This window comes from Archaeoglobus sp., assembly GCF_017656475.1.
In the GTDB taxonomy this organism is placed as follows: Archaea; Halobacteriota; Archaeoglobi; order Archaeoglobales; family Archaeoglobaceae; genus Archaeoglobus.
Genome location: NZ_JACDNT010000021.1, coordinates 19,852 through 31,915 on the forward strand (window position 1 = coordinate 19,852; position 12,064 = coordinate 31,915).

At 48.6% G+C, this 12,064-nt stretch carries 23 protein-coding genes; 17 read left to right on the plus strand and 6 right to left on the minus strand.

The window, feature by feature from the left end; genetic code table 11:
- Position 1: 1 nt before the first annotated feature.
- From H0Z19_RS07405 to H0Z19_RS07430, 6 genes are all read right to left on the minus strand, one after another.
- Positions 2-739 (minus strand): hypothetical protein, encoded by a 738-nt coding sequence (locus H0Z19_RS07405; RefSeq protein ID WP_290725329.1) that lies wholly within the window; start codon positions 737-739, stop codon positions 2-4.
- Positions 736-1,266: a ParB/Srx family N-terminal domain-containing protein gene (locus H0Z19_RS07410; RefSeq protein ID WP_290725330.1), complete on the minus strand. Its 531-nt coding sequence runs from the start codon at positions 1,264-1,266 to the stop codon at positions 736-738. Before H0Z19_RS07410 ends, H0Z19_RS07405 begins: the two co-directional genes overlap by 4 nt.
- 377 nt (positions 1,267-1,643) lie before the next feature.
- The gene (locus tag H0Z19_RS07415; protein ID WP_290725331.1) at positions 1,644-2,150 is read right to left on the minus strand and encodes a TFIIB-type zinc ribbon-containing protein; all 507 of its coding nucleotides are present in this window, start codon (positions 2,148-2,150) and stop codon (positions 1,644-1,646) included.
- The gene (locus H0Z19_RS07420; RefSeq protein WP_290725332.1) at positions 2,143-2,670 is read right to left on the minus strand and encodes a hypothetical protein; all 528 of its coding nucleotides are present in this window, start codon (positions 2,668-2,670) and stop codon (positions 2,143-2,145) included. The genes H0Z19_RS07415 and H0Z19_RS07420 overlap by 8 nt, the downstream gene beginning before the upstream one ends.
- Before the next feature lie 53 nt (positions 2,671-2,723).
- On the minus strand, positions 2,724-2,945 hold the full coding sequence (locus H0Z19_RS07425; protein ID WP_290725333.1) for a hypothetical protein: 222 nt from the start codon (positions 2,943-2,945) through the stop codon (positions 2,724-2,726).
- A complete protein-coding gene (locus H0Z19_RS07430) occupies positions 2,924-4,174 on the minus strand; it encodes a metallophosphoesterase (RefSeq protein WP_290725334.1) in 1,251 nt (416 codons plus the stop codon). The genes H0Z19_RS07425 and H0Z19_RS07430 overlap by 22 nt, the downstream gene beginning before the upstream one ends.
- 105 nt (positions 4,175-4,279) lie before the next feature.
- Here H0Z19_RS07430 and H0Z19_RS07435 point away from each other — a divergent pair, with 105 nt between their 5' ends.
- The 17 genes from H0Z19_RS07435 to H0Z19_RS07515 form a co-directional block, all read left to right on the plus strand.
- Positions 4,280-4,642, plus strand: coding sequence for a hypothetical protein (locus tag H0Z19_RS07435; RefSeq protein WP_290725336.1), 363 nt, complete (start codon positions 4,280-4,282; stop codon positions 4,640-4,642).
- A gap of 45 nt (positions 4,643-4,687) precedes the next feature.
- Entirely contained in the window at positions 4,688-5,575 is an 888-nt protein-coding gene (locus H0Z19_RS07440; protein ID WP_290725338.1) for an RNA ligase family protein, read from the plus strand.
- Between the two features lie 85 nt (positions 5,576-5,660).
- On the plus strand, positions 5,661-5,816 hold the full coding sequence (locus H0Z19_RS07445; protein WP_290725340.1) for a hypothetical protein: 156 nt from the start codon (positions 5,661-5,663) through the stop codon (positions 5,814-5,816).
- 21 nt (positions 5,817-5,837) lie between these two features.
- The gene (locus H0Z19_RS07450; protein WP_290725342.1) at positions 5,838-6,191 is read left to right on the plus strand and encodes a hypothetical protein; all 354 of its coding nucleotides are present in this window, start codon (positions 5,838-5,840) and stop codon (positions 6,189-6,191) included.
- A 5-nt stretch (positions 6,192-6,196) separates the two neighbouring features.
- Positions 6,197-6,409, plus strand: coding sequence for a hypothetical protein (locus H0Z19_RS07455; protein WP_290725344.1), 213 nt, complete (start codon positions 6,197-6,199; stop codon positions 6,407-6,409).
- A 366-nt stretch (positions 6,410-6,775) separates the two neighbouring features.
- The gene (locus H0Z19_RS07460; protein ID WP_290725347.1) at positions 6,776-6,928 is read left to right on the plus strand and encodes a hypothetical protein; all 153 of its coding nucleotides are present in this window, start codon (positions 6,776-6,778) and stop codon (positions 6,926-6,928) included.
- Positions 6,929-6,938: 10 nt separating this feature from the next.
- Complete coding sequence (locus H0Z19_RS07465; protein WP_290725349.1) at positions 6,939-7,499, plus strand: hypothetical protein; 561 nt, start codon at positions 6,939-6,941, stop codon at positions 7,497-7,499.
- The gene (locus tag H0Z19_RS07470; protein WP_290725352.1) at positions 7,492-8,181 is read left to right on the plus strand and encodes a hypothetical protein; all 690 of its coding nucleotides are present in this window, start codon (positions 7,492-7,494) and stop codon (positions 8,179-8,181) included. The genes H0Z19_RS07465 and H0Z19_RS07470 overlap by 8 nt, the downstream gene beginning before the upstream one ends.
- Positions 8,182-8,316: 135 nt before the next feature.
- Positions 8,317-8,802 carry a hypothetical protein gene (locus tag H0Z19_RS07475; protein ID WP_290725354.1) on the plus strand — a complete coding sequence of 162 codons (486 nt, stop codon included), beginning with the start codon at positions 8,317-8,319 and terminating at the stop codon, positions 8,800-8,802.
- Between the two features lie 139 nt (positions 8,803-8,941).
- Entirely contained in the window at positions 8,942-9,133 is a 192-nt protein-coding gene (locus H0Z19_RS07480) for a hypothetical protein (RefSeq protein WP_290725356.1), read from the plus strand.
- Positions 9,130-9,636, plus strand: a complete 507-nt coding sequence (locus H0Z19_RS07485; protein ID WP_290725358.1) for a hypothetical protein — start codon at positions 9,130-9,132, stop codon at positions 9,634-9,636. The genes H0Z19_RS07480 and H0Z19_RS07485 overlap by 4 nt, the downstream gene beginning before the upstream one ends.
- A gap of 2 nt (positions 9,637-9,638) precedes the next feature.
- Positions 9,639-9,866 (plus strand): hypothetical protein, encoded by a 228-nt coding sequence (locus H0Z19_RS07490; RefSeq protein ID WP_290725360.1) that lies wholly within the window; start codon positions 9,639-9,641, stop codon positions 9,864-9,866.
- Positions 9,859-10,611 (plus strand): hypothetical protein, encoded by a 753-nt coding sequence (locus H0Z19_RS07495; protein WP_290725362.1) that lies wholly within the window; start codon positions 9,859-9,861, stop codon positions 10,609-10,611. Before H0Z19_RS07490 ends, H0Z19_RS07495 begins: the two co-directional genes overlap by 8 nt.
- Positions 10,612-10,690: 79 nt before the next feature.
- Positions 10,691-11,260, plus strand: a complete 570-nt coding sequence (locus H0Z19_RS07500; protein WP_290725364.1) for a hypothetical protein — start codon at positions 10,691-10,693, stop codon at positions 11,258-11,260.
- Between the two features lie 5 nt (positions 11,261-11,265).
- Positions 11,266-11,457 carry a hypothetical protein gene (locus H0Z19_RS07505; protein WP_290725366.1) on the plus strand — a complete coding sequence of 64 codons (192 nt, stop codon included), beginning with the start codon at positions 11,266-11,268 and terminating at the stop codon, positions 11,455-11,457.
- Between the two features lie 62 nt (positions 11,458-11,519).
- Complete coding sequence (locus H0Z19_RS07510; RefSeq protein ID WP_290725368.1) at positions 11,520-11,666, plus strand: hypothetical protein; 147 nt, start codon at positions 11,520-11,522, stop codon at positions 11,664-11,666.
- Positions 11,663-12,064, plus strand: a 402-nt coding sequence (locus H0Z19_RS07515; RefSeq protein ID WP_290725370.1) for a hypothetical protein, incomplete at its 3' end; no start/stop codon positions are given. The genes H0Z19_RS07510 and H0Z19_RS07515, both read left to right, overlap by 4 nt.

Consider the following 12,064-nt stretch of genomic DNA (forward strand, 5'->3'; position numbering starts at 1 on the left):
TTTAGCCCCCTCTTTTATCTAAATACTTAGCATAGGCTGTCCATTCTCTAATATTATACTCATTAAATACAAAACAAGATACTTTCCTCCTCCAATTTTTCTTTTTTGGGAGAGGAACTAATTTTTTACCATCAAATTTGTATAATTGGCTATACTTGCTTCCTACCCATGATGTCGTATCTACACTATCGAACCCATAATTCCCATTAAGAGGAGAGAATCCCATCCCATGTATCTGCGCTCCATATTCGTGCGCTTTGCGGATAAACCATGGGAAGTATTTATACTCGCTCTTCTTTATCTCCTTTGCCACAATTCCTCCGATAGCTACATAAGGATAGCTCGCGACCGTGTCAAGAAAGTCCTGTTTCCCTCTCGATTTATGCCACACTACTATCGGTTGCTTCCCCGTTTCTGCCTCCAATAAATCCCGTAGCTCCTCAACTTTCCTTAGACCCACAATAGAATCAATATCCAACTCGGCGAATAGCTCAATATCATATTTATTGATGAAGTCAGCATACTTCATGACGTATTCTTCCCAGTCGAGCTTAGCGTTCTTTTTGGAATTCATAAATGTGAATGCTCCACTATCCAAGATGAAGCCCTTACAATAGGGCGACTTAATATACTCTAACTGCCAAGGTCGGATAGAGATATAACTTTCGAGGAGGTATGGAGGTTTATATTTAAAGATAGGTTCCTTATAGCCATAAGTCCCAGCGAGGTGTAGCCTCATTCTTTTTCCACCTCAAAAACAAAGCCACACTTGGGGCAGACCACTGTAATCGTACCTTTATCTTCTTGCCCTTCCCCTTCCTCATCTGCAGGAGCTGGAGGTTTTTCCTCAAAGAAGTCGTCGATGGCTAAGTCGTCTATCAATGACCGGACTTCCTCATCATCAAAGCCCGTCAGTTCAAGGTCATAGTCAATCTCCTTCAACTGCTCCAGCTCTGCGGCTAAAGCCTCTAAGTCCCAATCACTTTCAGCCACCTTGTTGTCGGCGATGCGGAAAGCCTTCACCTGTGCAGGGGAAAGGTCGTCGGCAACGATGACCGGCACTTCTTTCAGCCCTATCCTCTTTGCGGCCTCATACCTACCGTGGCCAGCAATGATGACGTAGTCCTTGTCCACAATAATTGGCACTTTGAAGCCAAACTCAAGGATAGAGCTGGCTATCTTTTTTATCTGCTCCTCTGGGTGCTTCTTCGGGTTGTTCACATACGGGATGATTTTATCGAGCGGGACGTGTTCAATTTTGAGCATGATTCACCCTCCGTTTGCCCGTCAGGCGTGCATCGGCGAGCAAGAAAACACAAAAAGGAAAAGATGGCCGTCTCACGGCGCGTCCTCGGCTTCGTGAGGGTCTGCTAAGGCCGCCACTCGACGGCAGTTATTCATGGGGCCGGCCCCGTTCTCGCTGTGATTTTAGCATGAGAGGATATCGCCCTCCCGCCGCCTTCACCACATTACCCCTCGCTCATGGAGAGCGTTCGGGCGACGGCCTTACGGGCTAAAGAGTGACTAAAGAGCGATATATCCCTGTGGGAGTGGGAGGGCCGCACGTGGCGGCCTGCTCCCCGAAGAGCATACATATACGGCAACGTCGGCGCCGCGGGTATATACGAAAGGGAGTGGGTGGCCTACCCATCTCCCTCACTAGTATTATGCATTAGGGTCTTACTCCTGCTAAAAGTATGCACGTAAATGTATGCCCTCATGATAGCTGACGGCTCGGCTTTTGCATACGTATATAATCCATCCATATTTATATCTATGCCATGAACATCACACGCGACCATGAGGGTGGCGGGAGCTAACGCCTCAGCGGCTATTCCTTTTTTGCGGTGGAGGTCAGCATTATATACTCGCGAGTATATTCTCTCCGCTTCTCTCACTATGTATTTAGGTAGATGAAGGTTGGCGGCCATACGCCTTATCTCACTGAGAGTGTAATTTTTGGTATCATCGCCCGTGCCTGTCCACTCGAACTTTGCGTTTTCTACATCGTGCTTTGCCTGTATCTGGACGTGGTGAGCCGGTACTTCTTCATAGCCGTAAACGTAGCCACAGACAGGGCAGTAGTATTCGCCTCTCGCCGGATCAAAATAAATAGAGGTGGCGCCGCAGACGGGGCAACGCTCACCCATAGACCATCGCCTCTTGGTCATAGTTGTGCGCTGGCTTCTTCCCACCATGCTTCGCCTTTACCTCAGCGGCTATCGCCTGCTGTGTAGCCGTCATCTGACCGTATTCAAGGAGCACATCATAACGCAAGACCTCAGCGAGGTAGTTGGCGTCGGCGATGCTGATAGTTGCAGTGGCATAGTGTTCATCGTTGTGATAGATATAAAACTTAAACTTATTGTGGCTAAAGATAACTTCAAAGCGGTGGTCGTCGAGCGTATAATCGAAGACTTTTGCTTCTTCCTTAAATGAAGTAAGAAAAATTACCTCCATCATGAGACTAATTTTTTTTGCTAAGAATAGCGCATGCTCACTGTCCATCTCTATCCTTGCGTAGTGTTCGCCGTTCTGGACGTAAAAGATAAAGTCGCCGCTCGTGATTATACCTTTCTTTTTGTTGATTTTAAGAGGTTCCTTATACACTTCCAATATCTCTTTCCCGCTCCTCTTCGAAAAGATAGGTCTATAATCCCATACATCCATTATTTTCACCTCCACAGGGGTTATTTTAGCGGCTGATTTAAATAGGAGATTATTTAATCACGTAGCTTAAAAACGAAAATTTCAAGGGCGAGCAGGGTAGGATATATACCAAAGGCGTAGATAGCAACGAAGATAAATCTCTGCCAGAAGCCGGTCGGGTCAAGCCAAGCCCAGAGGGCGAACGCTGGGAGCGCTGGAATAATAGCGATAGCGAGGAGCATTAGTATTAGAAGAGCATTATCTCCTTTTCTTTTTATTGCTCTGTATGTAAACATCCCCTTACCACCTCCTTTTTAACCAATCCTTTTTTCACCAAATAATTATATAGCTCGATTAATTTGCGCGGGGCGTCCATCCTGTTCTTCAACTCAAGGGTCGGGTCGAACAGCTCTTTTAGCATCACTTCTTCATCAGAGACGATTTCATATAGCCTTAACCCCTCCTTCCAGTCGTAGATAGTGAGGCCGTCGCGGTTGCGGTCGAAGACATACAGGATGAAGCCTGCTGGGCGCTGGTTCTTACCCAACTCTACCCGCTCGTTACGCTGGAAGCCGCCGCTTACGTCTATCGCCCAATACGTGTCCTGTCGTATGTTTGTCACAAGCCAATGGGAGTGGCCGACGATGACGCGTTCTATCTCCTTTCTACCGAGTTCGCGCTGACGCCTGTTAAGCCAGTTAAGCTTTTTCCACGTGTTACGTAAAAAGTCATAGCTAACCGGGTAGTAGTCGCTGCCGCCGTAGCCGTGCTCAATCAGAACCCAGTGTTGCTTTTCTTCATCGCCGAGGTTCATTACTAATTGGTGGCCTGCATAGTAGGCGTCGAGGCCAAAACTCCTTAATTTGTCGGCTAATTCCCACGCGTAGTTGTCACCCTTATGTGTGTCATGATTGCCTTTGATGACGAAGTACTGGGTAGGAGCGATTTGGCTTAGTTCTCTGTGCAGGTCGAGGATATAAGCTGACGCGTAAAGAACCTGTATATTACCCTTGTTAAAAATATTTTTTGCTTCCTGTCCGCGAAAGATGCCGCGCCCTGCTACTATATCACCATTTAAAATAACTGTTATCTGCTCTATTCCTACTTCGTCGTTTACTTCATTCAGCTTCTGTATGAGGTTATTCGCCGTGCTCTTATACGTTTCGAGCATGACGTTCTCGTCGCCGAAGTGCAAATCGCTGATGATAATTGTTGCGGTCGCGCCGTCGGCAGGCCTGTGCTCGATAACTGCATCGCTGTCGAGGAGAACATCGCTCCGATAAATCGCTTCCGAGTCAACTTTGACATTTTCGTCTAACAGAACAGTACGAGCTTTTTCCTCGTCTATAAGCCAGATATAAGTTCTATCTCCATCCACGAGGCCCATCTTGCGGAGTTCTGAAATCCTTGCACGTAAAGACTTGCGAGGATAGCCGGTCGCGTCGCAGATGGCCTCTCTCGTAAGTTTACCACCTCCTTCGAGAAGGAGGGAAAGTATTTTACGGTGGCTGGGTTTAAGATGCATGGCATCACCGAAGTAAATTGTGCCTTCCCCTATATAAGTTTTTCGCCGAAAAAGTTATATAGTGGGGATACAATTATATCTCTGAAAAATTTGGAGGTGGATATTGTGGTAAAGAAGATTTCCGACTACCTTGAGAAGGAGCACCGGGACGACAGGACAGTAGTCAAAAGCCCCGCCGTCATCGGCGAAGTGATAGCTATCGAGGATGCGCACTTTCGGCAAGGGGATAGCGGGAAGCCGTACGTCAGCGTTTACTTCCACTACCACCACGACGTAGAGGAAACACCGTACTGCTGGAACACATCAAGTAGCGTCATCATGGATAAGATAAGGAAGCTAAAAGATAAGGGCGCTTTTGACGATGGCGAGCCTGTCCTCGCGTTGGTAGGGAAACGGAAGAACAAGGCCGGGCTGTGGTATTACACTCTGCTCGACCCCGACGACGAGCCGGTCAGCGAGGAGGAGTGAGCACGTGGCATTTTCTTTTTATCCTCGGTGTTTGGGGGTGGTGATATGGAATTCGAAGTAGATGGGGTTGTGTTTTCAAATGAAATGCCGCCCGGTGTAAAAAAGTTCCCCCACATCGACGGCTACGCACAGTTTTTAGTCAATTATCAGAAGATAAAAGACAGAGTCTGGTATATAATCGTAGAACGCAAGTACGACGGGACGAACATCAGGCTGGTGAAATGGGGCGACAAGATTTACGTACTCACCCGCAAGCAGGCCGCGGAGAACAGGTTCATGAACATCCTCTGCGAGGCATTTAAGAACAACCCTCACTTAATCACCCATGTAAAGCAGTTCCGCCGGCACTGGGGCGACGGCTCTTATCTGGTCGGCGAGCTCGTGAGCGGGAAGATAAAAGCGCCTTACACCAGCCAGTTTCAAGCGTCGAACCTGATCCTATTCGAGTACTGGGATAACAGCATGGGACACTTCGCACCGTGGCGAATAACATCATACTACGATCCTGCTGTACCTGAGTTCAGGCTATGCTTCATGCCCGACGAAATAAGTAAAGACCTTATGCGCCAGCTCGCAGAGACAGCGTGGCTTCGCGACTATGAGGGCTTTGTCGTGAAGGCCATCGATGAATATAACCATATAATACTACGTGGCAAGGTGAAGCCGATACACTTCAACTACCCGACCCATGAAGGCCAGCTTTACGCGAAGAGTAAGAAGAAAGCAAGTAAGAAAAAGAAGGGCAACGTTGCGAGCGAGGAGGAAGTGTTGGAAGCGATCCACAAGGTCAAGCTGAGGCTGTCGCCCGAGGAGTTCATCAACCCGAAGGTAGCGATGCCGGCGATTGCGGCTGAGGTGAAAGAGGAGTACGGGAAAGACCTTCCGCGGACCGCGTACAGGTTGTATCTAAGCGTTGTGGAGGCCGGGCTATGAACACGAAGCAAAAAATAATTGTTATGCTATAGGAGGGCAGACAATGGATATAAAACACATAATTGTCTGTAAAGATCGGATTATTATGGATGCTACTGGAAAAATGGTTGAAGAGTATAAAGATAAGTGCTTACGGGTTATCGATTTAGACGGGGACTTTCCATATGAGTTCGAAACGTTTGAAGTTTCCATTATTTTTGAAGTTGTTGGGGTCGAGATCAAAGGGATAAAGAAAAATTAGTACTTGATGGGGTGATAAAAAATGAAGAAACGTGATGAGTTAGTAGATTTCCTAAAGGGTCTCTACGCTGAGGCCCTCGACATCGTGGAGCTGAAAAACACCGACTACGCAACCGACGACGACCCTCTTTCAAACTTCCACCTCGTCGAGGAGCTCGGCATCGTCGAGACAGAAAAGGCTATTTTCGTCAGGCTGAGCGACAAATACGCCCGCTTAGCGAACTTTCTAAAGCGCGGCGACTTCACAGTCAAGGACGAGCGTATTGAGGACACAATAAAGGACCTAATTAACTACGCCGGCATCTTACTCTATGCGATAAAGAAGCGCAAGGCCAAGGAGGAAGAGGACGACTTATTTGACTATAACGTCGGGTGAGCGGAATGAGGAAAGAAGAAGTAAGGCTAATCTCAGATGATGTTGTGGATAAGTGGAAGCGGATGAAAAAGTATCTCAAAAAGGCATTGTATCATTTCCACGTTGCGGACATGACCGAAGCGCATGAAGAGGTAAGGCAGGCGTATAGGTTGGTGGAGCAGATCGAGCGAGAGCTTAAGGCTGCGCCACGCGTACGCGTCGAGCTGGAAGAAGAGTAATTTTTTCTTTTTTTCAAAAATCCAATCCTAACACTTCTTTTGCGAATTCTTTCCTCACATCCCAACTTGCTTTTTCTAAACTTTTCGGTCGAAAACAAAAAGTAAAGAGAGAAACAATAATAGATAGATATATTATTTATAAGAATAAATTATTATATTAATAATTAATTCTATCAGGCGATAGTAAATATTTGGTCTTATAGCTCAACCGCAGAGAGCCAGACTTTTACCCTCGGCGAGAGAAATTAATTATTAATATAATAATTTATTCTGTAAAATAAAGTAATAACAAAGCATGGAAGCTGTGAGAGAGATGATAGAAAAGTTTTTAAATAAAATATCAAAATATAATTTGAGGTGATTTAAATGGGCAGACCGAAGAAATATCCGGGTGGAGCGAAAGTCATAACCATAAGCACAGATGAAAAGACGATAGAAGAGTTCGAGCGCAGGCGGCTGGCTAAAGCCATGACCCGCGGCGAATACCTCCGCTGGCTGTTGGACAGAGTAAAAGAGTGAGGCGAGAGCTATGGCCAGAAAGGCAGAGTACTTAGATCCGCGGCCAATTACCGCAGTCATTGAGGGCGCGGTAAAGACTGAAATAGACGCGGTAAGGGGACGGCAGAGCTGGGGAAAACTGATAATGTCGCTCTGGGCCGTCCACAAGGGCGATGTCGCCGACAAGATGAAGCTCGAACAGCTTGAGAAAGAGAACGCCGAGCTGAAAAAGCTCGTTGAAGAGATGCGCGCACAGATCGAGCAACTACAGGCACGGCTGGATGGGGAATCAGCATATAGGGTAAAGAAGCAGAAACAGATTGAGGCGATGAGGGCAGAGTTCGCCGATGTGCTAAAACCGAGCGAACGGATCAAGTTGGTCCATTTCTTCCGCCGGCTTGGCATCCCTCCCGGGGATGGGATGAAGTATAAGGCTGAAACGTTGATAACGAATTGGTTCAACGAAGCAGAGCATAACGGGGAGCGGGCGCTTATCTCTCGCGACCTTGGGCTGATCATCTATCCTGACACTCAGCGCGGCGTCCTCGGGTGGACTATTAGTCGGCTCGATAGGAGGGAGTATAATGACTAAGTATATCCTCAGCTATGGTGGGGGTGTGGATAGCACGGCCCTTCTCCTTTACCTCCTTGACAAAGATATGCCACTTGATGCAGTCGTCCACGCCATTATGCCCGACCTCCCAGAGACGCACGAGTACATTGCCTTCATTGATCGTTGGCTCTGGAAGAACTACGGGATGGAAGTAACCTACCTCATTCCGCACGCAGAAGGAACTACGAGCCTCCTTGAGTATGTTCTCAAAAAGAAGTTCGCCCCCTCCAAGGCATGGAGGTGGTGCACGGACAAGTTCAAAGTAAGACCCATAACAAAATGGGTAAAGGAACACTACGGCAACGACGCAGTAGAATACATCGCTATCAATGCTGACGAAAAACGTCGGGTGAAGTGGGAAAGGAACAAGTACGGCATCCGTCTCAAATATCCGCTCGTCGAGGCAGGTATTGGCAGGAGCGAGGCCAAGCTGATTATCAAGAAGCACGGCCTTCCTGTTCCGCCCAAGTCTGGCTGTTACATCTGTCCTTTCCGGAACAAAACCCGCCTCATGGCCGCCAAGCGTTACCCATGCATCTGGGCGCAAATAAAGATGGTGGAGGCTTTGCCTGGCTCGAAACATCCGAATGCTATCGCCCACTTCACAACAGAGGTAGAAGGTCAGGGTACATTAGAGTCTTTTATATCCCTTCAATACTAATGCTTTTTTACTCTTTCTCTTAGAAATTAATTATTAATATAATAATTTATTCTTATATATATTATATTTACTTAGAGATGGAGGGGAGGAGATAAAGGATAGAAAAGTTTATAAAGGATAAGCACATAATAGATAGTGAAGGAGGTGATTGAGATGAAGATGAAGGTCGTCTGGGAGGAGGTTCCGGACGGGAAGCACTACAAGGACGTTATCCCGGAGGGCTTTCTTAGAGTTAAGAACGACAGGTGGCTTAGGAAGGCGCTCGGCCTCTGGGATAAGGGGAGCAGGGAATACACGTTTTTCTGGAACCCTGAGACCGGGGAAACCCTCGTATGGTTTGTTATGTTCGTCGGCGGTTCGAGGGGCTGGCTGGCGAGACTGGGCAGGGTGATAAAGAACGAGAGGGAGTTTAAAACTTACCTCTGGGCTAAATTAGGCACGCTGGACAAAACTGAGCACGGCGCCGAGAATTTAGCCGGGGAGCTGAAAAACCTTCTTAGTGATGTGAAGGTACACAGGATGGACGACGGCCTTTTTATAATTGAAATAAGCCCGGTCGAGACCATACAGTTTAGACCCCGCACAAAGGCGCTGGAGCAGGCGCTTTCAGTTTTTTGTTAATCTCTTTAAACTTCTGAGCGACCCCATAAGCATTTACGATCTATTTGGACTTATAGGTGGTTTCTCCTTTACCCCTAATGGAAAAGTTTATAAAGGATAAGCACATAATAGATAGTGAAGAACATAGGAGGTGCAGGCTATGACTGAAGTCCGGATAAGTGGTGTGGGAAAAGACCTCGGCAAATATACTGAGTTCGAAGCAGAGCATGTCAGCATGGCCGATATCCATAAGGCCATGTTTGAACACAGGATAAAGGAAGCAAAAGTAACTATCTGGGAGGGAGGTATTTTGATAGACAAGGGATATATCGAGCTGGAGGGGTACCTGTGAGTGAAATCCCTGATATTCTTTATTTCTACGACTTCCTTATACGCGAGGAGGAGCTTACACCCTGGCATGCAGGACACGTCGTCAAAACTCTCCTCACGGCATGGGAGCACTTTGATAGTGATCCGGCAGAGGTGGATACGGCATCTATTGAAGAGTACGCCACCTTACTCCCTCATTGGAAAAAGGGTGTTTTTACCGCCGCGATAGCCAGCTGGCGCAAGTTTACTACGCTCGGGGAGAAAGCACGTTATTCTGACGCACGCGTACCAGTACGTTTTATCGGAGAACTCCTTGGCGTAAATAAAAATTCACGTCCGCTACGGTGGTTTACCTACTACTGTGTAGAAAAAGGGCTGTCGCCAGAAAGCTTTGCCGAGCCTTATGGATGTCGTGCTATCCTCCTCGTACCAGTTGAGTTCTATCTCTACGCTAAGCGTATGAAAGAGGAAGATGACGCCCGCTGGCTCCCGAACCCGTTCGTAACGGTAAAAAAGGAGGTGTGAAAATGGGTCGCCCCGCTACTACTTTTGAATATTTCAGGAAGGAGCTCGCCCAGTATGGGTTAGAACTTAAGCGTATGCGGATAGGACGAGGGTTTTTCAATATCTACCGCGACGGGAAGCTTGTCTTTACGGCCCGCGACTACCGCGAACTGCGGGCCTTTCTCCTCGGCCTCGACTTCCCCAGTCGGGCTGAAAAAGAAGAAAAGGGGGAGGTGGCGGGGCGTGGTTGAGAAAGTCTTTTTTGCTCTCGAAGGTTCGGGAACGGACAAAAAGATCGATTGGCCGTACGTTCTTATCTCAGCCGCAACGTTGTGGACTGGAAAGCGCTTTAAGCCCTTCCGGCCACATCAGAATGTCAGGGAGGTCTTCCTCGACAGTGGCGGCTTCTCATTCTTCTCCCGCTATGGCAAGTATCCGTACACTTGCCTGCAACTCTGGCGTCTCGCGAGGAAGTTGAACGCGAACTACGTCGCGGTCATGGACTATCCCTGCGAGCCTGGCGTGAACCGCGAGCGCTACAAGACAAACATCGAGAGGATTGAGCGCACGATTGAGAACGGCATGAAGTGTTTGGACCTCGACGGCGTGAATTGGGTCATGGTAGTTCAGGGCTACACGGTTGATGAGTACCTCTATGCGATTGACAGGATCCGCGAGCAGGGCCTTCTCACGGACGTTATGGCGATCGGGACGCTCTGTCAGCGCAGGAGCATCTCAGCGGCTAGAGAAGCAATACTCGCGATCAGGAAAGAGCTTCCGAGATGGGTCAAGCTTCATGGCTTTGGTGTTGATCTTCGCTTCCTTAAGGATCCCGCGATTTTCCACGCGCTTTACTCCACAGACACAGGAGCCTGGAAGGGGTTCATGCCACGGAAGGAAATCGAGAAGCTCCAGTACCTCGAGAAGTACAAGCAAAAGGTTCTCGCCGTGTTGGAGTTTCATTCTGCTCAAAAAAGCCTCGTTGAGGTGATTTGAATGAGTGAAATGGGCATTACGGAGGAGTATTACACGTGGTGGTGGAGGTACATCCACACTGAAGAAAAGGAGGAGCGTGATGGCCGTGAATCTTGAGGAGTACCGGGAGTGGCTCAAGGAGCACGGCAACAAAGAGGAGGCCAAAGCTCCGGAAGTGGCCGAAAGAGTGATTAGATACGTCCTTTATCATTACGTCAGCACGCCCTTCGATGAGGAACCGGAGATAAAACTATTCCCCAGAAAGGTCTTAAAGTTCGACGGAAAGCCCTACGAGTGCGATTTAGTGATAGAATTCCGCTGGAGGACTTTTTACAAGAGACAGCCTCGTTACATGAGGGTTGGCATCGAGTTCAAGGAGTGGGACTTCATAAAGGTCGTTAGCCAGGCCATAGACAGAAAGCCGCTCTTCGACCTCATGTTTATCGCTACGAGGCCTATAATCCTCAACCTGTCCTACGAACCCTACTACCTCGCCCTTTTGATAAAACACGGCATAGGCTGGGTTCTCTGGGACGACGACCTAATTTATCTCCTCCTCCCGGCCAAAAAGAGGGGCTGGGAGCGTGCGGAGGAGATGGCCAGGGAGATTGAAGCCCTCGCCGATTTCACCCCCAAGGAACCTAAGACCCTGATGGACTTTGTGAGGTGATCTTGATGTGCCTCGCTGAGCCTCAGCTCCGGAATGTGTTGACCTGTCCGCACTGTAGGAAGCGCTTTGCCGTTGAGGACATCCACAGGCCGTTCAGGTGCCCAAAGTGTGGCGCGGTTTTGGCCGTCGAGCCGCCGGACTTCAAGCCCGTTGTCCTCTACACGCCGGCTGAGTTGGCGAGTGGTGAGCGAGGCTGACCGAAAAGTTTATATATGATAGTAGTTGTAATATTATACGACAATACTTGGAGGTGTGCAACGTGGGTGCCGTGACGGTGTATCTCCCCCTTGAACTTGAGGTGAAACTCCAAGCCTACGTGGAAAGGACTGGTAAGAAAAGGAGTCAAGTTGTGGTTGAGGCCCTTAGAGAGTTTCTTAAGGATGTTGAAGGGGGTGATGACGAATGACCGACCGCACTTATAAGGTTCTCAAGGCGATTTGGGGGGAAGATGTCGCTAAGAAGTATCTCGCCAAGCGTCGCGTGGCCGAGGTCCTCTCTGAGGACGAGCTCAAGAAGATCCGCGAGTTTGTGGACAAAGTGATGCCGGAGCACATGGACGACCTACGTGTCAGGTACGAGAACCACGACGTTCTTCTCGTTGAAACCCCGACCAGGGAAGACCTCCGCCAACTCAAAGAGACGAGTTCGGGCAACTACAAGGCCACCGTTGTGTGGAACGGCGCTCCCGGCGACAGCAACTTTGTGGCCGTTTTTGGCCCGAGGGAGGTTCTTGAGCCGCTCACAAGGCAGGGGTTGTTCTACATCGTCGGCAGGCTCAACGAGCGCGAGTACAACGGCAGGAAG